General features: G+C 65.2%; 19 protein-coding genes. 7 read left to right on the forward strand and 12 right to left on the reverse strand.

The genetic code is table 11. The features are described from left to right. Nucleotides 1-40 precede the first annotated feature (40 nt). From WIR04_RS11110 to WIR04_RS11120, 3 genes are all read right to left on the reverse strand, one after another. The gene (locus WIR04_RS11110; protein ID WP_338892542.1) at nt 41-1036 is read right to left on the reverse strand and encodes a lauroyl-Kdo(2)-lipid IV(A) myristoyltransferase; all 996 of its coding nucleotides are present in this window, start codon (nt 1034-1036) and stop codon (nt 41-43) included. Between the two features lie 152 nt (nt 1037-1188). Next, nucleotides 1189-2178 (reverse strand): lauroyl-Kdo(2)-lipid IV(A) myristoyltransferase, encoded by a 990-nt coding sequence (gene lpxM, locus WIR04_RS11115; protein WP_338886884.1) that lies wholly within the window; start codon nt 2176-2178, stop codon nt 1189-1191. A 225-nt stretch (nt 2179-2403) separates the two neighbouring features. Next, nucleotides 2404-3384, reverse strand: coding sequence for a TDT family transporter (locus WIR04_RS11120; RefSeq protein WP_338886886.1), 981 nt, complete (start codon nt 3382-3384; stop codon nt 2404-2406). 103 nt (nt 3385-3487) lie between these two features. Between WIR04_RS11120 and WIR04_RS11125 the strand changes: the two genes are divergently transcribed. Then, nucleotides 3488-4378 carry a LysR substrate-binding domain-containing protein gene (locus WIR04_RS11125; RefSeq protein ID WP_338886888.1) on the forward strand — a complete coding sequence of 297 codons (891 nt, stop codon included), beginning with the start codon at nt 3488-3490 and terminating at the stop codon, nt 4376-4378. Between the two features lie 99 nt (nt 4379-4477). Here the strand turns inward: WIR04_RS11125 and WIR04_RS11130 are convergent, their stop codons facing one another. From WIR04_RS11130 to WIR04_RS11140, 3 genes are all read right to left on the reverse strand, one after another. Beyond that, entirely contained in the window at nt 4478-5464 is a 987-nt protein-coding gene (locus WIR04_RS11130) for a Gfo/Idh/MocA family oxidoreductase (protein ID WP_338886890.1), read from the reverse strand. An 86-nt stretch (nt 5465-5550) separates the two neighbouring features. Beyond that, on the reverse strand, nt 5551-6396 hold the full coding sequence (gene nfo / locus WIR04_RS11135) for a deoxyribonuclease IV (RefSeq protein ID WP_025326864.1): 846 nt from the start codon (nt 6394-6396) through the stop codon (nt 5551-5553). Nucleotides 6397-6572: 176 nt separating this feature from the next. Beyond that, nucleotides 6573-8609 carry a glycoside hydrolase family 3 protein gene (locus tag WIR04_RS11140; RefSeq protein WP_338886893.1) on the reverse strand — a complete coding sequence of 679 codons (2037 nt, stop codon included), beginning with the start codon at nt 8607-8609 and terminating at the stop codon, nt 6573-6575. Between the two features lie 231 nt (nt 8610-8840). Here WIR04_RS11140 and WIR04_RS11145 point away from each other — a divergent pair, with 231 nt between their 5' ends. After that, a complete protein-coding gene (locus WIR04_RS11145; RefSeq protein ID WP_338886895.1) occupies nt 8841-9851 on the forward strand; it encodes a helix-turn-helix transcriptional regulator in 1011 nt (336 codons plus the stop codon). Here WIR04_RS11145 and WIR04_RS11150 read toward each other — a convergent pair. Further along, nucleotides 9831-10754, reverse strand: a complete 924-nt coding sequence (locus WIR04_RS11150) for a LysR family transcriptional regulator (protein ID WP_338886897.1) — start codon at nt 10752-10754, stop codon at nt 9831-9833. The two genes, WIR04_RS11145 and WIR04_RS11150, sit on opposite strands and share 21 nt — an antisense overlap. A gap of 130 nt (nt 10755-10884) precedes the next feature. On the opposite strand from WIR04_RS11150, the gene WIR04_RS11155 reads away from it, so the two are divergent. Next, the gene (locus WIR04_RS11155) at nt 10885-11643 is read left to right on the forward strand and encodes an SDR family NAD(P)-dependent oxidoreductase (protein WP_307764472.1); all 759 of its coding nucleotides are present in this window, start codon (nt 10885-10887) and stop codon (nt 11641-11643) included. A gap of 101 nt (nt 11644-11744) precedes the next feature. On the opposite strand, the gene WIR04_RS11160 is transcribed toward WIR04_RS11155, so the two are convergent. Next, nucleotides 11745-13178, reverse strand: a complete 1434-nt coding sequence (locus WIR04_RS11160; RefSeq protein WP_338892544.1) for a glycoside hydrolase family 1 protein — start codon at nt 13176-13178, stop codon at nt 11745-11747. A 157-nt stretch (nt 13179-13335) separates the two neighbouring features. Between WIR04_RS11160 and WIR04_RS11165 the strand changes: the two genes are divergently transcribed. Together WIR04_RS11165 and WIR04_RS11170 are read left to right on the forward strand one after the other, a co-directional pair. Continuing rightward, a complete protein-coding gene (locus tag WIR04_RS11165; RefSeq protein WP_338886902.1) occupies nt 13336-14238 on the forward strand; it encodes a LysR family transcriptional regulator in 903 nt (300 codons plus the stop codon). A gap of 135 nt (nt 14239-14373) precedes the next feature. Beyond that, the gene (locus WIR04_RS11170) at nt 14374-15948 is read left to right on the forward strand and encodes a sensor domain-containing diguanylate cyclase (RefSeq protein ID WP_338886904.1); all 1575 of its coding nucleotides are present in this window, start codon (nt 14374-14376) and stop codon (nt 15946-15948) included. 10 nt (nt 15949-15958) lie between these two features. On the opposite strand, the gene WIR04_RS11175 is transcribed toward WIR04_RS11170, so the two are convergent. From WIR04_RS11175 to fdhD, 3 genes are all read right to left on the reverse strand, one after another. Further along, entirely contained in the window at nt 15959-17083 is a 1125-nt protein-coding gene (locus tag WIR04_RS11175) for a hypothetical protein (RefSeq protein ID WP_338886906.1), read from the reverse strand. Nucleotides 17084-17343: 260 nt separating this feature from the next. Further along, entirely contained in the window at nt 17344-19641 is a 2298-nt protein-coding gene (locus WIR04_RS11180; RefSeq protein WP_338886908.1) for an FdhF/YdeP family oxidoreductase, read from the reverse strand. Then, on the reverse strand, nt 19625-20410 hold the full coding sequence (gene fdhD / locus WIR04_RS11185; RefSeq protein WP_338886910.1) for a formate dehydrogenase accessory sulfurtransferase FdhD: 786 nt from the start codon (nt 20408-20410) through the stop codon (nt 19625-19627). Before fdhD ends, WIR04_RS11180 begins: the two co-directional genes overlap by 17 nt. A gap of 160 nt (nt 20411-20570) precedes the next feature. Between fdhD and WIR04_RS11190 the strand changes: the two genes are divergently transcribed. Further along, entirely contained in the window at nt 20571-21449 is an 879-nt protein-coding gene (locus tag WIR04_RS11190; protein WP_307764664.1) for a LysR family transcriptional regulator, read from the forward strand. Nucleotides 21450-21512: 63 nt separating this feature from the next. On the opposite strand, the gene WIR04_RS11195 is transcribed toward WIR04_RS11190, so the two are convergent. Then, complete coding sequence (locus WIR04_RS11195) at nt 21513-22364, reverse strand: type 1 glutamine amidotransferase domain-containing protein (RefSeq protein WP_338886912.1); 852 nt, start codon at nt 22362-22364, stop codon at nt 21513-21515. Between the two features lie 130 nt (nt 22365-22494). Between WIR04_RS11195 and WIR04_RS11200 the strand changes: the two genes are divergently transcribed. Further along, the gene (locus WIR04_RS11200) at nt 22495-23409 is read left to right on the forward strand and encodes a LysR family transcriptional regulator (protein WP_338886914.1); all 915 of its coding nucleotides are present in this window, start codon (nt 22495-22497) and stop codon (nt 23407-23409) included. The last annotated feature ends 247 nt before the right edge of the window (nt 23410-23656 follow it).

Genomic DNA, 23656 nt, shown 5'->3' on the forward strand with positions numbered 1-23656 from the left:
TCCCTGGCTGTCAAAACGACCCGCAAGGGAGCCCTGTGGTTCAAGGCTCCGGGGGCAGCCCCTGGCGGATGCGCCGGATCCCCTCCTCGTAGAGGCCATCCTCCCCTTCGTTATCCGCCTGGGTCTCGAAAATCTTGAGGAACCACATGTACTGCTCGGGGAAGCTGCCAAGCTGCTGCTCCACCATGCGGTTCATGGCGTTGACGTCCGCCTCCAGATCCTGGGTGGGATAAGGGTCGAACGGCGGCTCCACCTCGAGCCGGTAACACCCCAGATCCTCGTCATAGCAGGCCAGGATGGGCACCGCCCGGGCGCCGGTCAGCTTGACCAGCTTGGGCAGGGCCGGCAGGGTCGCCTTGGGGTGGCCGAAGAAGGGCACGAAGATGCTCGCCTCCCGGCCGTGATCCTGATCCGGCAGATAGAAGAAGCTGTCGCCGCTGCGCAGGGCCTTGATGGCGGGCTTGATGCCGACGCTGCGCTCATAGACACGCCCGCCCTTGCTGCGCTCGCGGTTGATGTACCAGTCGAACACCGCATCCTTGGGGCTCTTCATCATGGTGCACAGGGGCACCCCCTCATCGGTCAGGTAGCGGCCTATCATGTCCACCGCCCAGGTGTGGGGCACCACGAAGATCATGGGGCGCCCGGCGGCCAGCTCGGCCTCTATATGCTCCCAGCCACGCACCTTGATGCGTCCTTTCAGGAAGGCGGGGCTGCGCCAGGTGAGCTCGCCAAAGCCCATGAAGGTCTTGAGGCCGACCCGGATGGACTTGAGCAGCAGCCGCTCGCGCCCGACCGCGTCAAGGGTGGGGAAACAGATCTTGAGGTTGGTCTCGGCGATGTAGGCCTGCTTCCTGGAGAAGCGCAGCAGCAGGGGGGCCAGGGCATCGGCCAGCTTGTCTCTGTAGCTGGCCGGGATGCAGGCCAGCAGGGAGAGCAGGGCAAGCGCCAGCCAGCTGCCCCACAGACGGGGGTGCAGCAGACGCAGATGAAAGGAGGTGTCAAACACCGGATCTTGTGCGGACATGGTCGCCATCGAATCATCAAAACAGACCGTCATTTTAGTGATCCTGACAATTTTTTCTACCCGGGATCCCCCAAGCCGGGTTTCCAAGTCACTGATCAGACTAGTTAGAAATAAAAAGTGGCCCACATGGGGCCACTTATAAACACGCATTAAGTTGCGGTTCAGGAATGAGGGCTGAGTCCCTTGCGGATGCGCCTTATCCCCTCTTCGTAGAGGCCGTCTTCCCCCTCCTGATCCTCGCGGGTATCGAAGATCTTGAGGAACCACATGTACTGGCCCGGATGGCGGGTCAGCTGCCGCTCCACGCTGTCGTTCATGCGGCAGGTGTCGGCCACCAGATCCTCGCTCGGGTAATCGGCGAAGGGGGCCTCTATCTCCAGCCGGTAGCAGTGCGCCGCCTCGTCATAGCAGGCCAGCACGGGCACGGCGCGGGCACCGGTCAGCTTGACCAGCCGTGGCAGGGCCGGCAGGGTCGCCTTGGGATGCTTGAAGAAGGGCACGAACAGGCTGGCCTCGCGGCCATGATCCTGATCCGGCAGGTAGAAGAAGCTAAGGCCGGATTTCACCGCCTTGATCACCGGCTTGATGCCGGCGCTGCGCTCATAGACGCGGCAGCCATTCTTGGCCCGCTCGCGGTTGATATGCCAGTCGAACACCGGGTTGCGGGCGCTCTTCATCATGGTGCACATGGGCAGGCCCCGCTGGGAGAAGTAGTAGCCCGCCGCATCGATGGGCCAGCTGTGGGGCACCACCAGGATCACCGGGCGGCCGGCGGCCTGCTCGGCCTCGATGTGTTCCCATCCGCTCACCTGGATGCGCTTCATCAGGTAGTCGGGGCTGCGCACCGTGAACTCGCCAAACCCCAGCAGGCTCTTGAGGCCGACCCGGATCGAGGTCATCAGTATGGCGTCCCGCTCTGCCTCGCTCTGCTCCTTGAAGCAGATGGCGAGGTTGGTTCTGGCGATATAGACCTGCTTTTTCGAGATCTTGAGCACCAGGGGCGCCAGGGCGTCGGCCAGCTTGTCGCGCCAACGGGGCGGCACATAGGCGAGCACGCCGAGCACGCCGAGGGCAAGCCAGCTCACCCAGTAACGCGGGTGCAGCAAACGGGTCTGGAATGCGGAGTCAAACACGGGATCTTGGGAGGACATGGGTACTATCAAACAGTAGAAGTGGGCAATTGCGGCAATCCTGACAGGTAATACCAGTGAAAACCACCTTAATATCGCCTGAACGAGCGACAATTTGAGCCTTTTCACGGATTGACAGCGCCCCCTGATCCCCAGGCAGTGGACGCTGCTCACCCCTTGTACCGGCGCCGGATGCAACAGACCCCGCCAGGCGGGGTCTGCTCTTGGTCGAGACCGGCTGCGACCTTAGCGGCGCAGGGGCTGCTCCAGCATGTCGACCTGGCCAAGGGGCAGGAAGAACATCAGGTAGCGCAGCGCCACATAACCGACGATCAGAGTCGCCGCACCGAGTTCCAGATAGGCCAGCTGGTTGATCTGCGCCGCATAGTGGGCCGCCTCTGGCCACTGCGACAGCAGCTGACCCACCTTGAACAGGGCGGTGGCCCCTATCACCAGGGGGAAGGTGAAGGCGGCATAGCCCGGCGAGAACGGCAGGCGCAGCAGCTTGATGAAGGCCAGGTAGATGATGCCTGTCATCAGCACGGCTATCCCCAGCAGCACGGCCACCAGCAGCAGCGACGGATCCTGGCTCACGGTGAGGTAGCCGGCGAGCGACAGGCTGGCAGGGGCCGCCAGGATGGCGATGGTGGGCTTGGCGGCATCCGGCACCTCGTGGCTGAAGATGAGGCGATAGAGCATCAGCGGCAGCATCAGACCATAGCAGGCCATGCCGAACCAGAGCAGGCCATTGGCCAGGGCGGCGAAGGGGCCACCGGGATAGGCAACGTCGGCGACGATGATCCCCACCGGCGGCACGAACCAGCTCGGCACCATGTGGTGGATCTCAAACGCCTTTGCCCTGTGCCAGACGAAGGTGGCGAGGAACACCAGGTGAATGATCACCGCAAACAGCCAGAGCCCCTGGCCCAGGGTCGGGGCCAGCAGCCCCACCGCCTTGGAGACCACCATGGTCCCCATGGCATAGGTGGGCACCACGCTGCCCACCACGGGGTGGGCGAGATCCTGCCACAGCAGACGCGGGTGCAGCAGGAACTTGAAGGTGAGGACGAGGAGCAGCACGGCGGCGATGGCGGCCCCCAGCAGTTGCAGGCGGCCATCGAACTGACCGGCATTTTCCCAACACCAGCCGAGGCTGGCGATCCCGAGTGCCAGCCCGGCCATGGGGGTCGGGGCGGCGGCAAGGGAGCGACGGGTGCGTGCGATCATGACTGGTACCCTCTTGTTGATGACGATGTGCATAGGATAAAGAGGGTCTATCGTTTACGATATCTAAATGAATTGAACTAAGCGTTTAGGAAAATTAAACGACATGAAGCTGACCCTGCAACAACTCAAGGTGTTCGCCACCATCGCCCGCCACGGCAACCTGGGGGGCGCGGCCAGCGAGCTCTGCCTCAGCAAGGGGGCCGTCTCCCAGTCGTTGCAGGAGCTGGAGCGCCAGCTCGCCACCCCGCTGTTCGATCGGGTTCATCCGAGACTTCAACTCAACAGCGAGGGACGGCTGCTGCAACCGGCCGCCGAGGAGCTGCTGACCCGGATGGAGGAGATAGAGCAGCTGTTTGGCCCGGACGCCGAGCCGAGCGGCCAGCTGCGCCTGGGAGCCAGCCAGACCATAGGCAACTACCTGCTGCCCAGCCTGCTGGCGGGGGGCGCCCAGGAGCTGGGATCCGCCCCCAGGGTGACCATCGCCAACACCCACCTCTTGTGCCACGCCCTCGCCCACTTCGAGCTGGACCTGGCCCTCATCGAGGGGGAAAACCATCACCCGGATCTGGTGAGCGAGCCCTGGCTCGAAGACGAGATGCTGATCATAGCCCCGCCCCAGCACCCCCTGGCCGGGCAGCTGGAGCTGCCACTTTCCCTGCTCGCAGGCGAGACCTGGGTACTGCGCGAGCCCCAGTCAGGAAGCCGCGAGCAGTTCGAGCAGCAGATCCAGCCCAAATTGCCGCGCTGGCAGGCGGGGCTGGAGCTCAACACCCTGGAGGCGGTGATGCTGGCGGTGGAGAAGGGGCTCGGCATCTCCTTTATCTCCCGCCTCGCTGTCTCCGATCGCCTGCACAGCGGCCGTCTGGTGGCGCTCACCCCGAGCCAGACCTTCCCCCGTCAGCTCTCCCTCGTCTGGCACAAGCAGAAGTTCCACTCAGCGGCCCTGCGCCGCTTCCTGGCCTTCTGCCGCGCCCAGACCCTGCCCGCCCCCTGAGCCTACGGCCACGGTCAAAAAAACAGAGGGCGCCGTGGCGCCCTCTGTTGTTCAAGGAAGGTGTTGCGGGGATCTATTGCAGGATGAGGTGCGGCGCCATCAGCCTCCCCGGTGCAGCCCCGCCTCGACCCAGCCCAGCACCCGCCGCGTCAGGGCATGGGGCACCCAGGGGGAGTCCAGCAGCCGGTGGCGCAGGCAATCGGCGAAGTGATCCGCCTCGTGCTGCATGCCGCCCCCCTGTACCGGCAGGTAGATGTCCGCCGGCCAGGCGGCAGGCTGCGTCTCCCCCTGCCAGCGAATGTGCTGGGGATTCCACCACTTGCCCTCGATGACCAGGGTCCACGCCTCCCCCGAGAGCCAGGCATCCCGGTCGAGATCCTCGACGATGGAGGCGCCAAGCTCCGCCGAGAAGGGGCCGCCGAAGCTGAAGCGGGCCGCGAGATCCACCTCCCCCGGCGCCCTGTCCAGCACCACCTCGGGGGCCTGGGTCGCGAGCCCCAGCCGCTCGCAGAAGGCAGCATAGAGCCAGAGCGGATAGACCCCCACATCCCAGGCGGCGCCGCCGTCCAGGGCGGGATCGAACAGCTTGCCGACCGGAGGCGGGGCCGAGCCGAACGCCGCGCGCAGGCTGCGAGGCGCGGGCAGCAGGGGCAGCCGCTGCAACAGGGCGCGCATGGCGGGGAAGCACATCACCTTCATGGCTTCCAGCAGCAGCAGGCCGCGCTCATGGGCGAGCGCCACCAGGGCGTCCCAATCCGCCACCCGGGTCACCGCCGGTTTCTCCACCAGCACGTGCTTGCCCGCCAGCAACATCTGCCTGATCAGGGCGGCGTGCTCCGGGTGGATCACCGCCACATAGACGGCTTCCACCTCGGGGCTCTCGGCCAGGGCCTGATAGCTGCCATAGGCCAGCCCCAACCCCAGCTCACGGGCGAACTCGTCGGCCCGCCCCTGATCCCGGGCGGCGATCGCCACCACCCGCCCGCCCCTGGCGTACTGATTGACGTCGCGGCAAAAACGCCTGGCGATGGCTCCCGCCCCGGCTATCCCCCAGCGCAGCAGTGGCGCTGTTCCCTGTGATTGCATCTCGTCTCCTCGTATGGGTAATGCCCCTCCCCCCTTTATGGCGAGGGAAGGCGCGGCACCGGTCTCTGCTCAGGCTGCCCTGCTGCTCAGGCCCTGGCCAGGCTGCGCAGCCAACTTATCTCGTCGCCCCAGATCGTCTCGTCGATGGTCTCGAGGATCAGCGGAATGCCGTCGAAACGGTGATCGTTCATGATGTGGTGGAACACGGCTTCCCCCAGGTTCCCCTCCCGCAGGCTGTGGTGGCGATCGACCCGACTACCGAAGGTACACTTGGCACCGTTGATATGCATCCCCTTGAGGTACTCAAAGCCCACGATGCGGTCAAAGTCGGCGAACACGGCGGCACAGGATTCCGGGGTGCGCAGATCGTAACCGGCGGCGAAGGCGTGGCAGGTGTCGAAGCAGACCCCGACCCGGCTCTTGTCCTCCACCCCCTCGATCAGGGTGGCCAGGTGCTCGAACGACCAGCCGAGGTTGGTGCCCTGGCCGGCTGTGTTCTCTATTACCGCCGTGACCCCCTGGCTTCGCTCCAGCGCCCAGTTGATGGACTCGCTCACCAGTTTCAGGCTCGCCGCCTCGGGGATCTGCTTCAAATGGCTGCCGGGGTGGAAGTTCAGGTAGCAGAGCCCGAGCTGCTCGCAGCGCTTTATCTCATCGAGAAACGCATCGCGAGACTTGGCCAGTCCGTCGGGATCGGGATGGCCCAGGTTGATGAGGTAGCTGTCGTGGGGCAGGATCTGCTCGGGGCGAAAGCCCCCCTTGTCGCAGGCCGCCTTGAAGGCGCGGATGCTGGCCTCGGAGAGTGGCGCAGCCTGCCACTGACGCTGGTTCTTGGTGAACAGGGCGAAGGCGTTGGCCCCGATAGCCTGGGCACGGGCTATGGTGTTCTCCACCCCGCCGGCCGCACTGACGTGGGCTCCGATAAATTTCATCTTGTCTCCTCTGCGCGCTTGCTGGGTGCGCCCGTCTCGCGGTCGCGAGGCGCGGCAACCCTGATGGGGCGTCATTATGCCCAAGCCAGCCCCTTGCGCCAAACCGGGATTGTCGATGGCGGCAATGGAAAAGGCGCCCGCAGGCGCCTTGGTGATCATGGATGTCGGGCTCGCCCTCAATAGGCCAGACCGGCACCATAGGGGTAGAGCGGGTTCGCGGAGTCCTTCGCCACGTCCGGGTGCTGGTTTTGCACCGCCTGCCAGCTGGAGGGCAGCTCGAAGGGCAGCTTGCCGCTGGCCTTGGCCTTGCCGCTGATGACGTCGAACAGCGCCTGATCCAGAGCCCCGAAGTTGGCCAGCAACACCTGCGCCGCCGGGGCCACCTCGGTCAGGATGGCGGGCCTGTCCAGATAGACGGAGAGCACCATGGGCACCCCGGCCTGCGCGACGGCCTGGATGGCGGCGTACTCGTCCGCCCCGCGGTAGACCCCCTCGTGGGCCGTCTCCTGCACCACCTGATCTGCGCTGGCAAAGCCGAGCTGACCGAAGTGGATGCTGCCGAACGGGAAGCGGGGATCCTGCTCACCCGGGGCATTGACCCGCACTATGGCGAGATCGGCCTGGGCCAGGTCCGTCACCACGGTGTAGCCGTTGGCCGCGGCCACCTCGGCATTGACGTTGTGCAGGTAGACCCGCTTGCCGTCCGCCTTGAGTGGCAACAAGGACCCCTCGTTTTTCAGCAACACATGGGACGCCGCCTGGGCGGCCTGGGCGGCCTGCTGGAACTCGGCCTTGCCCACCAGGGCCACCGCGGCCTGGGTATCCACATAGGGGTTTTCGAACAGCCCCAGGGCGAACTTCTGCGCCAGGATCCGCTCGGCCGAGGTGGTGATGGCCGCCTCGGTTACCAGGCCGCTCTGCACCGCCGCCAGCAGGGGGGCGGGATCTTCCACGCCGCCAAACTGATCCACCCCGGCGTCGATGGCCTTGGCATAGCGCTCGGCCTTGGTGAGCTTCTCCACGCCCCAGGACATGCCAAAGGGCACAGTCCAGGGGCTGACCCCCGCCGTCACCTCATCCTGGGTCAGCCCCTGCTCGCAGCGGGCGTTGCAGTCGTTGACGATGCCCCAGTCGCTCAGCACCACGCCGTCGAACTTAAAGTGGCCCCGCAGCAAGTCGGTGAGGATCTGGCGGTTGAAGCCAAAGCCCACCTCCTCGATGGCCTGGCCTTCATGGGTCAGCCCCTCGGGCAGGGCGTAATAGGGCATCACGGCCCCCACCTTGGCCTCGAAGGCCCCCTCGAAGGGCACCAGGTGATAGGCAAACTGGCCACCGGGATAGACCTGCTCCTTGCCCCAGGGGTTGTGGGCATCCAGGCCGTCTTTCTGGGGACCGGCCCCGGCGAAGTGCTTGACCACTGTGACCACGCTCTCCTTGCCTATGCCGTCGCTCCCCTGCTGGAAGCCCTCTATGTAGGCTTTGACCAGGGATTTGGCGAGCAGGTTGTCTTCACCGAAGGTGCCGTTGATGCGGCCCCAGCGCGGCTCGGTCGCGAGATCCGCCTGGGGGGAGAGGGCCTCGTGAATGCCGACGGCCCTGTACTCCTGGCGGGCGATGTCGCCAAAGCGCTGCACCAGGGCGGCATCGCCGATGGCGGCGAGCCCCAGTGTCTCGGGCCACTGGGAGAAGGCCCCGGCACCTATGCTGGTGGCATTGGGATCATGGGTGAAGTGGTTGCGGGGATCCGTGCTCACCGTCATGGGGATGCCGAACCCCACCCCTTCCAGCAGGGCCTGCAGCCGGTTGTTGTCGTCGGCGATGGCCGCCGGATCCCCCGCCATGCGGGTGATGAAGGTATTGACGCCATCCTCGCGCAGCATCTTGTCCATGGCGGTGAGGTCAACCCGCCCGTCTGCGTCCAGCACCAGGGTGCCGTGCATCATCAGGCCCGCCTTCTGGGCCAGGGAGAGCCTGCCCACCAGATCCCGGGCACGCTCGGCGGCGCCAAGGCGCCAGTCTTCATAGGGGGTCAGGGCGCCGCTGCCATCGAGATCCTTGAATTGCAGGCCATCCTGCTCGATCAGGCTGACGGTGCGGTGCCCCAGGACGGGCTGTTCCGGCTTGGGGCTGGAGTCGTTGCCATTGCACCCTGCCAGCAGCAGGACGCCCATGCTCAGGGTGAGGCGGGTCAGAGCGAAGGGGGGATATGTCATTATTGTTATCTTCCTTGTGTGTGTAGGAGTGGCCACTCTATGCAAAATCGGCCCGCCTCACTTGCCCTGCGGGTGCAGGGAATTGCCGGTTGGGAGCAAGTTCGAAAAGTGTGAAAAGGGTTGCAGGGTTACCCTTGGTTACATTTCTGAAACATGAAGCCGAACCTGGCTCACGGCAATTCATGGCCAATGGCGGATGATGGTGGGCCACCGCCGACAAGGATTTTCGCCGTGAAGACAGTCTCCAACCGGATAGCCCTGCACTGCCTCAACCACTGGCAGAGACAGGGACGGGATCCGGCCCAGCTCCTGCAAGGTGCCGGTATTGCCAGAGAAGAGCTGCTGCTCCCCCAGGGGCGGATCGACGCCCAGCGCCACTTCCGGCTGCTGACCCAGGTCGCCCCCCATGTGGACATGGCCCACAAGTGGTCGCCCCCTTCGCTCTCGGGGCTCTTCGCCGACTACCTGCCGCTGGCGAGCCTCTGTTGCAACGCCGCCACCCTGCGCCAGGCCCTGCACTTCTTCCTCGCCTACCGCCCCCTCATCGGCGAGTGCGATCGGATACTGCTGCGGGAGGAAGAGGGGCAGGCCAGGCTCAGTTACCATTCGGAGTCCGATCACCCGGACGTGATCGCCATGAGCAGCCTGGCCAACCTCGGCCACCTCTATGCCCTGCTGCAGTTCTACCACCCCGGCCAGGGGCGGCTGGTGCTGCCCACCCCGGTGCGGCCCAGGTTGTGGCGCGAGCTGGGGGCCTGGCTGGGGGATCGGCTGCAACGGGGAGACGCCTTTGAGCTGCGCTTCCCCGCGGCCTTGCTCGATCTCGCCCACGGGGGCTGCAACGGCCCCCTGCAACCCCTGTTGCTGGGGGAGCTCGACGGCCAGATGCGGCAACTGCGCCCGAGCAGCCACTACAGGGAACGGGTGATCGGTCTCATCCGCCAGCGGCTCTGGCAGGAGAACGTCGACTCCCCCACCCTGCTGGCGGGGATCTGCGAGGCCCTCAGGCTGACCCGCTGGACCCTCAACCGCCACCTGCGCGAGGAGGGGTGCCACTTCTCGGCCCTGCTGGAGCAGGTGAGAAGGGAGGAGGCCTGCCGGCTGCTGCAGGATCCCGGCCTGCAGTTGCAGGAGGTGGGCGGGCGCCTCGGGTTCGCCAGCCAGAGCAGCTTCACCCGCTTCTTCAAGGAGGCGTTCGCCCTCTCCCCCAGCGAATACCGCTCAAGGCGCAGCCGGCTCTGACTCCCCGGCCAGGGCCCCGGCGAGCAGTTCAGCCAGCCAGTGGATGAAGAGCTGGACCCTGGGCGCCAGCTGGCGGCGATGGGCATAGAGGGCGTGGATGGGGAGCGGCGGCGCCTGCCACCGGGGCAGCAGGCTTATCAGCTCGCCGCGCCCGAGCAACCCCTCCACCCCGACCCTCGGCATCTGTATGATGCCAAGCCCCGCCAACGCCGCCGCCAGGTAGGTCTCGCTGTCATTGACCATCAGGGCCCCCGCCATCGGCAAGAGGGCGCGGCTGCCATCCTCCAGCTGATATTCAAAACCGGGATCGCTGCGCCCCTGCCCCGACCCATAATGGACCAGCCGGTGCCCTGCCAGATCCGCCAGGGTCTGCGGCACCCCGTAACGGGCCAGGTAGGCGGCGCTGGCGCAGTTGATCTGGCGATAGTGACCCAGGGGGCGCGCCACCAGGCTGGAGGGCTCCAGCGCCCCGACCCGCACCACGCAGTCGAAGCCGTCGCGCACCAGATCCACCCGCCTGTCCGTACTGCTCAACATCAGCTGCAAGTCGGGGTGCTGCGCCAGGAAGGCGGGCAGCGCCGGGATCACCAGATGGCGTGCCATCCGGCTCGGCATGTCTACCCGCAACTGCCCCGAGATCTGGCCCCCCTGGCGAAACAGGCCGTCAAACTCCTCCATGTCCGCCAGCAGATCCCGACACCTGGCGTAGCAGAGCTGGCCATCAGTGGTCAGTTGCACCCGTCTCGTGGTACGCAGCAGGAGCCGGGTGCCCATGCGCTCCTCCAGTCGGCGGATGGCGGCGGAGAGGGTCGCCTTGGGGATGCCCAGTTGCTCGGCGCAGCGGGTAAAACTCTCGAGTTCGGCGACCCGCACGAACAGCCTCATCGCATCCAGTTGATCCATGGCCTGATTGTCTCTTCAAACGGAACAGTGATTTCATTATCACGCTATTTATCCGGCAATAAAGGAACAATACAGTGATCCGGTCGGCTCGCACCGAGCCCTTGTCATTCACCCAGACAGGAGTCACACCATGACCAGACCCATAGCCCTCATCACAGGCGCCAGTCGTGGCCTTGGCAAACACAGCGCCCTCGCCCTCGCGGCCAAGGGGGTGGATCTCATCATCACCTACCGCAGCCAGGCCGACGAGGCGGCCGCCGTGGTGGCCGAGGCCAGAGCGCTCGGGGTCCAGGCCCATGCTCTGGCGCTGGATGTGGGGGTGAGCGCCTCCTTTGTCGCCTTCGCAGAGGAGGTGAAGCAGCTGCTCGCCCGGGAGTGGCAACGCCCACAGTTCGACTACCTGGTCAACAACGCCGGCATCGGCATTCGTGCCAGCTTCGCGCAGACCACGGAGGAGCAGTTCGATACCCTGCTCAACATCCACTTCAAGGGGACCTTCTTCCTGACCCAGAGGCTGCTGCCGCTTATCCGTGATGGCGGGCGCATCATCAATCTCTCCACCGGCCTCACCCGCTTCGCCATGCCGGGTTACGCCGCCTATGCTGCCATGAAGGGGGGCGTGGAGGTGCTGACCCACTATCTGGCCAAGGAGCTGGGTCCCCGCGGCATCGCCGTCAACGTGGTGGCCCCGGGTGCCATTGAGACCGACTTTGGCGGCGGCGTGGTGCGTGACGACAAGGGGGTCAACGCCTTCCTCGCGAGCCAGACGGCCCTCGGCCGGGTCGGCCAGCCCGACGACATCGGCGGTGTCATCGCCGCCCTGCTCTCCGATGACAACCGCTGGATCACCGCCCAGCGTATCGAGGCCTCGGGGGGCATGTTTATCTAGGTCGCCTTGCGCCAACAACACAAAAACAGAAGGCTCCCTCGGTTGAGGGGGCCTTCTGTTTTTTGGCAGAACATGCGCTGCGCACTGGGCGCATGGGCGCTTTACAGCGTCTTGCCACCGGAGGCGATCACCTGGCTGTACCAGTGGAAGCTCTCCTTCTTGATGCGGCGCAAGGATCCCCCCTGCTCGTCGCGCTCCACATAGACGAAGCCGTAGCGCTTCTGGTAGCCGTTGAGCCAGCTCAGGATGTCGGTGAAGGACCAGGCGCAGTAGCCGATGAGCTCGACCCCGTCCTGCATCGCCTCCTGACAGGCTTTCAGGTGGCTGTGCAGGTAGGCGATGCGGTAGTCATCCTGCACCCGGCCATCGGTAGTCAGCTTGTCGAACTCGCCGAGGCCGTTTTCGGTGATCATCAGCGGCAGGCCGTAGCGGGACGAGAGGCGGCGCAGGGCGATGCGCATCCCGGTGGGATCGATGGCCCAGTCCCAGTTGCTGGTCTCCAGGTGCGGGTTGGGGGTGGTCTTGTAGAGACCCGGCACACCGCTGGACGGCGTTGTACCCTTCTGCCCCGTGGTGTTGATGCGCTGCATGGTCTGGCCGCCGAGGGGATTGTCGGTGAAGGTCAGGGTGTAGTAGTAGTTGACGCCTATGTAGTCGGGGGTGCCCTCGCTCAGCAACTCGAGATCCCCTGGCAGTATCTCGGGGGCCTCGCCGGTTTCTCTCAGGTAGGCGAGCGCCGCCTGGGGGTAGCGGCCGAAGCAGTAGGCATCCAGCCACCAGAGGTTGGTGAACTCCTCGGCATTCTCGAACGCCAGCATGTCGCTCGGGGCGCAGGAGGCCGGATAGGCAGGCGAGTAGGCGAAGCTCGGGCCTATGAGGCCGTTTGGCACATGCTGACGGAACGCCTTGATGACACGGGCGTTGGCCAGAAAGGCGATGTGGTTGGCGGCGAAGAAGCGCTTCCTGTCCTGCACTGCGGGCGGATGGGTGCCGAGCTGGTAGGCGTTGGTCAGGTTGTAGTTCTGCTCGTTGAGGGAGACCCAGTACTTCACCTTGCCGGCGAAGCGCTGATAGAGGGTGACGCAGTAGTGCTCGAAGTCGTCGATGATGCGCCTGTCTTCCCAGCCGCCGTATTCGTCCTGCAGGGCCTGGGGCAGGTCCCAGTGGTAGAGGGTCAGCACAGGCTCGATGCCGTGGGCCAGCAGGGCGTCGATGAGCCGCTCGTAGAAGGCGAGCCCCGCCTCGTTCACCTCACCGCGCCCGCTTGGGAAGATGCGCGGCCAGCTCACCGAGAAGCGATAGGCCTTGAGCCCCATCTCGGCCATCAGCGCCACGTCCTCCTCCACCCTGTGGTAGTGATCCACCGCCACGTCCCCGTTGCTGCCCTCGAAGGTCTTGCCCGGCAACTTGGTGAAGAGATCCCACACCGAGGGGCCCTTGCCGTCTTCGTTCCAGGCCCCTTCCACCTGGTAGGCGGCGGAGGCGGCCCCCCAGAGGAAATCTGCGGGGAAGTCGTTGAACTTGGGATGGTGCATCTGGCTTGTCTCCTGCTGCTTGAGGATGGTGCCGCCTCTCCCCTTGGGGCATGGGCGGGGGTCAAAACGAATTGGCATCAGCATCGAACAGTTCTAGAATTCCGTCCAATGACAATTTTTGCCATTCAATATTCCAAACAGGAATGAAGGAGTCGTGATGGAGTTGCGGGATCTGAAGGCCTTCGTCACCCTGGGTGAGGTCTTGCACTTCGGTCAGGCGGCGGCGCGCCAGCACATCACCCAGTCGGCCCTGAGCAAGCAGATCCGGCGGCTGGAGGGGGAATTTGGCGGCGAGCTGTTCGAGCGCAACGCCAGCAGCACCCGGCTCACCCCCCTAGGGCGCGCCCTCTACGGGGATGCCTGTGCCCTGGTGGCCCAGAGCGAACAGCTCGGTCGCACCGCCCGCGACGTGTTGGCGGGCAATGGCGGCACCCTGCGCATCGGCTTCGGGGTCGCCACCAAGCTGCTGGTGCCCGCGGCCATCGCCCGTTTTCGGGCCAGCCGCCCCGGGGTCGGCATAGAGCTCAACGATCTCTCCAGCCATCACCAGCTGCTGGCACTCGCCGAGGGCAGGCTGGATCTCGGCTTCTGCCGCCTGCCCGCCCCCAAGGGCTGGCAGGTGCTGCCCGTGGTGCGCGCCCATTTCGTCGCCGTGCTGCCCGCCGGCTACCAGGGGGTGACGGGGCTCTCGGATCTGCTGGACAAGCCACTCGCCATACTGCGCCGGGACAAGGCCCCCTCCTTCCACGATCAGTTCGTGCACTACCTGGCCCAGAGCGGGCTGCGCTTTGGGGATATCCAGTACGTCAACGACTTCGCCGCCGGCATCGCCACCGCGGCGGCGGGTATCGCCTGGACCCTGGTGCCCTCCTCCACCACCATAGAGCACCCGGACGTCATCACCCTGCCCCTGGCGGAGGCCGAGGCGAGCTGGATCATAGGGCTCATTCGCCCACCGGGAGGGGATAACCCCCTCATCACCCCCTTCTGGCAGACGGTGGCCGAGCTCGGTGATCCCGCCCTCACCGCCCTGGGTGATCGGGGCGGTGCAGGATCATGACGCGGCCATGGCGGTCATTCACTGAACGGCATCGTTCGAGAACCACATTAACGGTAGCTTTTGAGCAGCCAGCCCCCGTAAAATTGCACCATGGCTCCGGCGCCCGGTGCCAACCGACAAGGACTCGTTTCTCCAATGCTATCTCACTGGCTGCTGAGGTTTGATCTCCATCGCCTCATCCTGGCCCTGGCCGTGCTCGGCGTGCTGGCCACCTTCGGCAACAGCTTCTACGCCATCCATCAGGCACAGCGACAGCTGCTGATCGACAGTACCCTGGAGGCCAACCGTGTCTATGCCACCAAGCTGGCCGCCTCCACCGCGGCCATGCTGAACGCGGCCCAGCAGCAGCTTGCCTACAGCGCCACCCTGCTGGCGCCGCTGCTGCATGCCAATGACGTCAAGGGGCTGGAGCAGGAGGTGGCCCAGCTGCGCGAGCGCACCAACACCTTCAACTCGGTGGCCGTCGTGAACACCGAGGCCACCATAGTCGCCGTCTCCCCCGAGGCCCTGAAGGTCAAAGGGGCCAAGCTCAGCTCCCGCAGCGCCCGCCAGAGTCTGGCCAGCCGGAAGCCGCTCATCTCTGACCCGCTCATCGCCCTCTCCGGCAACTACCTCATCAGCCTCTCCTATCCGATCTTTTTGGCCGACGGGCGCTTCCTCGGCTTCGTGGCTGGCAGCATCTACCTGGAATCCGCCAGCGTGCTCTCCGGCCTGCTGGGCCAGCACTATTATCAGGACGGCTCCTACCTCTACGTGGTCGACCGGCAAAGGACGCTGATCTACCACCCCAACCCCAAGCGCATCGGCCAGAAGATAGGTGACAATGCGGTGGTGGACGAGGTGTTGCAGGGGCGGCAGGGAGCGCAAAGCGTGCTCAACTCCCGGGGGAGCGAGATGCTGGCGGGCTTCGCCCCCGTGGCCGGTGCCGGCTGGGGAGTGGTGGCCCAGCGCCCCCGCAGCGCCACCCTGGCCGGGCTGGATCAACAGATGCTCGAGATCCTCAAGGGGATGATCCCGGTCACCCTCTTCATCCTCTTCGTCATCTGGCTCTCGGCCACCGCCATTGCCAGGCCGCTGCGGCAACTGGCCAACAGGGCCAGGCTGATGGATCAGCAGGAGGCGGCCTCCAACATCTCCGGCATCCGCGCCTGGTACTTCGAGGCGGCCCAGTTGAAACTGGCCATCCTCAAGGGGCTGGGGTTGCTCAACACCAAGATTGACCAGTTGCATACCGACAGCCACACCGACCCCATGACGGGCCTCTTCAACCGGCGGGCCATGCAGCAGATGCTGGACGACTATCAGGCGCAATCCCGGCCGCTGGCGGTCATCGCCCTCGATATCGATCACTTCAAGGGGATCAACGACCACTTCGGTCACGACGTCGGGGACGCCGTCATCGTCGCCCTGGCGACCCTGATGCAGCGGGATCTGCGTGCCGATGCCGCCCTGTGCCGCAGCGGCGGCGAGGAGTTCCTGCTGCTGCTGCCCGGCGTCTCCCTGGTGCAGGCGCAGCGGATCGCCGAGCGGCTGCGGCTGACGGTGGCGGGCCACGAGATGGAGCAGGCCGGGCGCATCACCATCTCCCTCGGGGTCGCCCACTGGCCGGGGGATGCCAGCGATCTCGGTGCCGTGCTCAAGCAGGCGGACAAGGCGCTCTATCAGGCCAAGCACAGGGGCCGCAACTGCGTGGTGGTGGCCGGCGCCTGAGGCCCCGGCGTCAGAAGCTGTAGCCCATCTTGAGATAGATGCCCGCGTTGTCGTCCTTGCCCATCGCATACTCGAGGTTGGCGACTATGCCCGCCTCCGGCTTGAGCAGATACTGCACCCCCGCCCCCCAGGCCGGGTAGACATTGTCGCTGTCACCACAGTCCAGAGACTCCCCGTTCACGGCGTCGCCGTAGAGACAGGCCACCCCGGCGAAGGCGGTGAGGGTCCAGCGTTCGGCGAGCTGGTAGCGCTCCTCGACCTCCAGCGCCGACATGTGCTGGCCCAGGTACTCCCCCGGGGTGTAGCCACGCAGGTAGATGGGGGAATAGGAGCCACTCGGTGCGTTGTGGGAGAACTGGTTGCGATTGCGCCAGGCGAGCACATTGCCATCCCCGTGACTCCAGTAGCCCCGATAGTCGACCCGATAGATGTCAAAGTCCCCTTCTCCCCCCAGCCCTTCCCGATAGGCCAGGTTGTTGACGTTCAAATACCAGCCCCTGGTCGCGCTGAAGTCGCTGTCCCGGGAGTCGTGCTGCACCACCAGCCCGAGTCCCCCCGAGGTGAAGCCCGCCAGCCCCAGCTCGTCCAGGATCTGATCCGACTCCAGATCCTGTCCCTGCACCTCGTAGTTGGAGTAGGCCGCCATGCCACCGACGAACCAGTCCCCCTCCACCCGATAGAGATAGCGCAGGAAGGCGGAGCGGAAGTTGTCGTTGGTCGCGAGGGCACGGCCGGTGCCGAGGTAATCCTGATAGCTGTTGTTGATGTCGCCAAGGATGACGCCACCGACGATGCGGTGGTGATCCGCCCCGAACGACGTCTTGGCGAAGGCGCTGGTGATGAGGGATGCCGAGGTGGTGTACTTGCCGGACAGGGTGAACAGCGAGGGGCGCGAGCCCTCATCGAACTGGTGCAGGTAACCCACCATCAGACCCGCCGCCGTGTCCAGCTTGGGGCTGGAGCTCAGCAGGGGCACGAACAGCCAGGGGGAGCGCTCGCCCGCCTTGGCCGCCTTTGCCTTTCGCTCGTCACAACGCGTCTGCGCCTCTTCCTTGGCGGGATCCGCCGCCATCGCGGGGCTGGCCGCCAGGATAAAGGCCAGGCCGGCCATCAGGGGGGAGATTGCATGGTGCATCTGTGGGTTCCGCACGGGATCGCGCACGGCAAAGCGGCGGCGCTGGGCCACCCTGCTCGGCAGGCACGTCGGGGTTCAGGTTGCCGGCCGCCTTGCATCAGGGGCCGGAAGAGGGCCGCAGCATAGCGGCATCCCCCGACCCCGACCACCGCAAGATGGTGCGCCATACAATCGCCGTACAGCTTCGGCAAACGAGAGGACCCGGCGAATAGCGGGCATGAAAAAACCCCTGCCTGGGCAGGGGTTCGGAGCGCGGACGCTTACAGATTGACGGCGAGGCTGGCGGCCTGTCCCTGGCTTGGGGTCACCAGCACCGGCACCGACTTGGAGGTGGGGGTGAAGGAGCCCTCCCCTATGCTCTCGATGGCCACCAGGGGGTTGGTCTCCGGGTAGTAGGCGGCGATGTTGCCCCTGGGGATCTCGTAGAAGATGACGCTAAAGCCGCGCACCACCCGCTCGCGCCCGTCGTTGCAGATGGCGGTCATGTCCACCTGCTGCTCCTCGGCCAGCCCCAGGCGACGGGCATCCTCCTCGTTCATGAAGACCACGTTGCGCCGCCCCTTGATGCCGCGGTAGCGATCGTCCATGCCGTAGATGGTGGTGTTGTACTGATCGTGGGAACGCAGGCTCTGGAGCAGCAGCACGGGCTCGTCCACCATCTGCTCCGCGTGGCTGGTGCACTGGGGCAGGATGGAGTCCGGCAACCGGCTCGCCCGAAACTCGGCGCGCCCGCTCGGGGTGTTCCAGCGCAGCAGGGCGGCGCCGTTCTCCAGGTGGAAGCCGCTGGGTTCCTCGATGCGGCGGTTGAAGTCGTCAAAGCCGGCTATGGTCTCGGCGATGAGGTTGCGCAGCAGGGCGTAGTCGTCCCGCAGCGCCAGCCAGTCCACCCGCTCACTGCCGAGCGTCGCCTCGGCCATGCGGGCGACTATGTCGATCTCCGAGAGACAGAGCGGCGAGACCGGCTCGTTCATGCCGGTGGAGGCGTGCACCATGCTGAAGGTATCCTCCACTGTGATCTTCTGGACGCCGCTGCGCTGGGTGTCGAGCTCGGTGCGGCCGAGGCAGGGCAGGATCAGGGCATCGTTGGAGACCATGAGGTGGCTGCGGTTGAGCTTGGTGCTGATCTGCACGTTGAGCTCGCTCTTGCGCATCGCCTCATAGGTGAAGTCGGTATCCGGCGCGGCGGCCGCCAGGTTGCCCCCAAGGCAGACGAGCACCTTGCTCTTGCCGCCGTGCAGGGCCTTGAGCGCCTCGTAGACGTTGTGCCCCGGCGTGCGCTTGAGGCCCACCGGGAAGCGGCGCTCCAGGCGGTCGATAAAGGCGGCGTTGGGTTTCTCGTTGATCCCCATGGTGCGGTTGCCCTGCACGTTGCTGTGGCCGCGCACCGGGCAGAGCCCCGCCCCCGGCTTGCCAATCTGGCCGCACATCAGGTGCAGGTTGACGATTTCGCGAATGGTGTCGACCGAGTGCTTGTGCTGGGTGATCCCCATGGCCCAGCAGCTGATCACGCTCTCGCTCTGGGCGAAGATCCTGGCCGCCTGGACGATCTCCTCCCGCCCGAGCCCGGATTGCGCCTCGATCTGCGCCCACTCCGTGGCTTTCACCTGCGCCAGGTAGTCGTCAAAGTGCGCCGTGTGCTGCTCGATGAAGGCGAGATCGATGCGGCCCCCCTCCTCTTCCAGGATGTATTTCGCCATGCCGCGAATCGCCGCCATGTCGCCGCCAAGCTTCGGCGTGAGGTACTGGTGGCTGATGCGGGTGGCCGCCGGAGTCAGCAGCTCCGCCGGGCTCTGGGGGCTGGCGAAGCGCTCGAGGGCTACCTCTTTCAAATTGTTGAAGGTGACTATCTGGCACCCCTGGCGCGCCGCCTTGCGCAGGGCATTCATCATGCGCGGGTGGTTGGTGCCCGGGTTCTGGCCAAAGACGAAGATGGCCTTGGCGGCGTCGAAGTCATCGAGCACCACAGTGCCCTTGCCCACCCCGACGGACTGGATGAGCCCCACCCCGCTCGCCTCGTGGCACATGTTGGAGCAGTCGGGGAAGTTGTTGGTGCCATAGAGGCGGCCGAACAGCTGATAGAGGTAGGAGGCCTCGTTGCTGGCACGGCCCGAGGTGTAGAACTCCACCTCGTCGGGGCTGGCCAGGCTCTTGAGCTTGTCGGCGATGATAGCAAAGGCCTGATCCCAGCTCACCGGCTCGTAGTGATCGGTGGCCGGGTTGTAGCGCAGGGGCTCGGTCAGCCGGCCCTGGTATTCGAGCCAGTAGTCGCTCTGGGCAGAGAGGCGGCGCACCGAATGCTCGGCAAAGAAGGCGGCCCCCACCGTCTTGCCGGTGGACTCCCAGGCCACCGCCTTGGCACCGTTCTCGCAGAACTGGAAGGCCCCCTGTTTGTTGTCCCCCCAGGCGCAGCCGGGGCAATCGAAGCCGTCGGTCTGGTTGACCCGCAGCAGGTTCTTGATGTTCTGCCGGGTCTTCTGGCTGCGCAGCACCTGCTTGAAGGTGGACTGCAGGGAGGAAAAGCCGCCGGCCTTTGCCGGTTTCTCAATATGACTGGACATGGGAATCTCCGAACTGATCCTGGGCGCGGGGGCTGGCATAGCAGACCGGGGCATCGGATCTGGGCACATGAATGAGGGTCAGGTTGTATTTCAGGGCCAGTCGCACCGCGAGCTGGCTGGGAGAAGCAAGGCTGATGAGGTGGGCGGCGCCAAATTGCACCGCCTTGTGAATGAGTTCGCTGCCGCAGCGGCTGGTGATGACCAGGGTGTGGGCCTGCACCGGCTGGCGCAGCTGCATGCCGATGAGCTTGTCCAGGGCATTGTGGCGGCCTATGTCTTCCCGGCAGGCCAGGATCTCGCCGCGCTCATTGAGTGCCAGGGCGGCATGGAGGGCGCCGCTCTGGCGAGCCTTGCTCTGCCAGGGGGCGATGCGCTCACGCAAGTCCCGCAGACGCGCGGTATCCAAGGGGGCGCCCGGGGTCAGCGGGGTCAACTCGGGCAGCGCATGCTCTATGGCCTCCACCCCGCAGATGCCGCAGCCGCTCGCCCCGGCCAGGCGACGCTTGCGTCGGCCAAGCGCAGCCAGGCAGCGGTTGGCGATGGTGATGTCGAGCACCACCCCCTGCTCCGAAGAGATGCTCTGAATATCGTGCACATCGTGATTGCCTCCTATGATGCCCTCGCCAAACAGGAAGCCGATGGCGAAGTCGTCGAGATCATCCGGGGTGGCCATCATGACGGCGTGGTTGATGCCATTGATGTTGACGGACACGGCCACCTCTTCCACCAGCTCATCCAGCCTGGGCAACCGTGAATTGAATGGGATCATGCGAGACGCTTATAACGTGTATTCGGGCCTCAAGTTTAGATAAGTCGCTCCCCCAAAACCAATGAAACAAATCTATTCACCAATAGGAAACCTCTATTGCCATGGCGATGTCGATTGATTAACTTTGTCAGCCATCCTCCATGCCAATCGCCCCTCTTCGATGAACATCAAGCAGTTGCACTATTTCTACGAGCTGGCCCAGCACCGTCACTTCGCCAAGGCGGCCAAGGCCTGCTTCATCACCCAGCCGACCCTGTCCGCCAGCATCACGGCGCTGGAAAAATCCCTCGGCACCGAGCTGGTGGTGCGCAACAGCCAGTTCGTGGCGCTGACCCAGGCGGGGGAAGTGGTGCTGCGCCACGCCGAGCGCATGCTGCTGGAGCAGGACGCCATGCGCCAGGAGCTGAGCCTGTTTGGCGGCGCGCTCTCGGGGGTCCTGCGCATCGGCATGGTGCCCCAGTCGAGCATCGACATTATGCCGCTGCTCAAGCGCTTCAACGACGCCTTCCCCAAGGTCAGCCTGCGCCTGTCGGTGATGACCCACGGCACCCTGCTCGAGCAGCTGGATCTGCACCAGACCGACATCGGCCTCGGCTTTGACGAGCTGCTCACCGAGCATCAGCGCCGCTCCCTCGACGTCCAACTGCGCCACCCCAACCCCATGGCGCTGCTGGGGCCCCTGCCCCCGCACCTCTCCCCGAGCCAGCCCCTGAGGCTGGCGGACTTGCAGGATCTCCCCCTGATACTGCCGAGCGCCACTATGCAGTTTCGCCGCTACCTCGACGAGGCCGCCGCCCGTCAGCAGCTCAGCCTGCGGGTGGTGCTGGAGACAGACTCCCTGTTCCACCTGGCCAACGGGGTGAGCCACGGGCTCGGCTGCGCCGTGGTCAGTGCCGGCATCGCCGCCACCGCCCACCAACTCTTCAAGCTGCCCTGCCAACCCCTGGTCGATGCGAGCGCCGGCACCATCGCCTTCATCACCCGCAAGCACAGCGTCACCCCCGCCATGCGGGCCTTTCTCGCCGAGGCCGGGGCATAGAAAAGGCAGCCCACCCGGGGCTGCCTGCATATAGAGAATGGGGACCTGGCCCCTTGAATGGCGTCAGCGCGCCCCTTGCTGCTGGTCCAGCGCCGTGATGAAGGCGCTCGCCAGGGCCCGGTCGGAGAAGGGGTTCTGGCCGGTGATGAGTTCGCGATCGCTCACCACGCCGGGTTGCCAGGGGGCCACGAACTGCATCTTGCCACCGGCTTGCGCCATGGCCTGCGCCGGGTAGTAGCGCAGCTTGTCACCCTTGAGCGAGCCTTCGAATACCGCCTCCTCTTCGTCGGAGAAGATGGTCATCCTGTAACCGTCGTAGATCCACTCCCCGGCGCCGCCCGCCTTCCCTGCGATGACGGCCTGCTCGAACCCGGCCGGATCCCCCTGCGCCGCCAGCAGCGCGATGGGGCCGTGGCAGATGGCCGCGGTGGGCTTCTGACTGTCATGGAAATGGCGCAGCAGGGTGCCCACCTCGGGATCCGTGGCGAGATCAATGAGGGGGGCATGGCCGCCCGGGATGAACAGGCCGGCATAGCGCTCGGGGCCCGCTTTCAACACCGCATTCAGGGATTTCACCTCGCCGGTGGCGAGCAGAGCATCCACCACGGCACCGATGCGCCCCATCTCCTGCTTGCTCCCCCCAAAGTACTTGGGATCCACCGACCCCCGATCGGCCTGTGGCCGATTTCCCTTGGGGGTCACTATGGTCAGGGCATAGCCCGCATCCAGCAAGGCGGCGGCAGGCACCCCCAGCTCATTGAGGTAATAACCGGACGTCAATGTCTTGCCCTCTTTGAGCGGCAACGCTGTCTCGCTCGAGAGCAGGACCAGGACCTCTCCCTTGGGCGCCGCGCTGGCCGCGGCCGAGGTTGCCAGCAGCAGTGACGCCAGCAGGGCCTTGAGGGTGTTCTTCATCTTGATACTCCTTGGATTGGACTGTGATCGCTCAAACGGCAAGGGCGCCGCGTTGGATGAAGAATTTACTGATTACCTTTCGGCTAATAAACTGACACCATTGAACTTGTTTATTTACATGGATGAATATATGTCCCGTGCCTTCGACCCCGTTCAGCTCGGCAGCATAGAGCTCTTTTGCAAGGCGGCCGAGCTTGGCAGCTTCACCGCCACGGCCCAGGTGCTGGGGGTGACGCCAGCCTCGGTGAGCCGCTCCATCCAGCGCATCGAAGCCAGGCTGGGCGTCAAACTCTTCAATCGCACCACCCGCAGCGTGCGCCTCACCGACGACGGTGAGCTGTATCGGGCGCAGTGCCAGCAGGCCCTCGATCAGATTGCCGAGGCCGAGCGGGCCATCACCGGCCGCCAGCGTCATCCAAAGGGGTTGCTGCGGGTCAGCGTAGGCACCGTCTATGCCCACCACCGCCTGGTGCCCCTGCTCCCCGCTTTCATGGCCACCTATCCCGAGGTCGAGATCGAGCTCAATGTCTCGAACAGAAACATCGACTTCGTGGAGGACGGTTACGATCTCGCCATTCGTCTGGGTGAGCCGCGCGACTCCCGGGTGATCGCCCGCAAGCTGGAGGAGGCCAGCGTCGGGGTCTTCTGCTCCCCCGACTACGCCGCTCGCCGTCCTCCCCCGACCTCCCTGGCTGCGCTGCACCAGCACGATCTGATCCAGTTCATCACCCCCAGCACGGGGCGCCCCTTCCCCTGGAGCTTCATCGATGACAAGGGGCTGCCCGTCGATGTCAGTGTCCACAGTCGACAACGGGTGCTGGAGGATGTGCTGGCGGGCCTGGGCTGGGCGGTGGCAGGGGGCGGCTTGTTCCAGATCTACCATTTTGTGGCGGCAGAGGCACTCCGCCAGGGCAAGCTGGTGGAAGTCATGACCCCCTTTGCGGGGCGATCCCGCCCCTTCTACGCCCTCTATCCCCAGCATCGCCACCTCTCGACCCGGGTACGGGCCTTCGTGGATTACCTGCTGGCGGCGGTGCGCCCCTGAGACAAGGGCCCCTCGCCCTTTCCTTTTTACATAGCTGTGCGCGCCAGGCTGGCGCCACCGCACCTGATCATCCTTCTTCTGGGGTGAGCCGGGCGGCGTCCACGACACCGACGCTGGATACCATGGCCACCAGAATAAATATGCATAAAAATCAGTATAAGCATCTCGCCATATATGAACTTGTCTGCTGTTTGTATGAAGCATCATGCTGCTGAAAATTTTCTGTGAGCCACCTCCCGTCGTTAAA

This window comes from Aeromonas rivipollensis (assembly GCF_037811135.1).
Classification (GTDB): Bacteria; Pseudomonadota; Gammaproteobacteria; order Enterobacterales; family Aeromonadaceae; genus Aeromonas; species Aeromonas rivipollensis.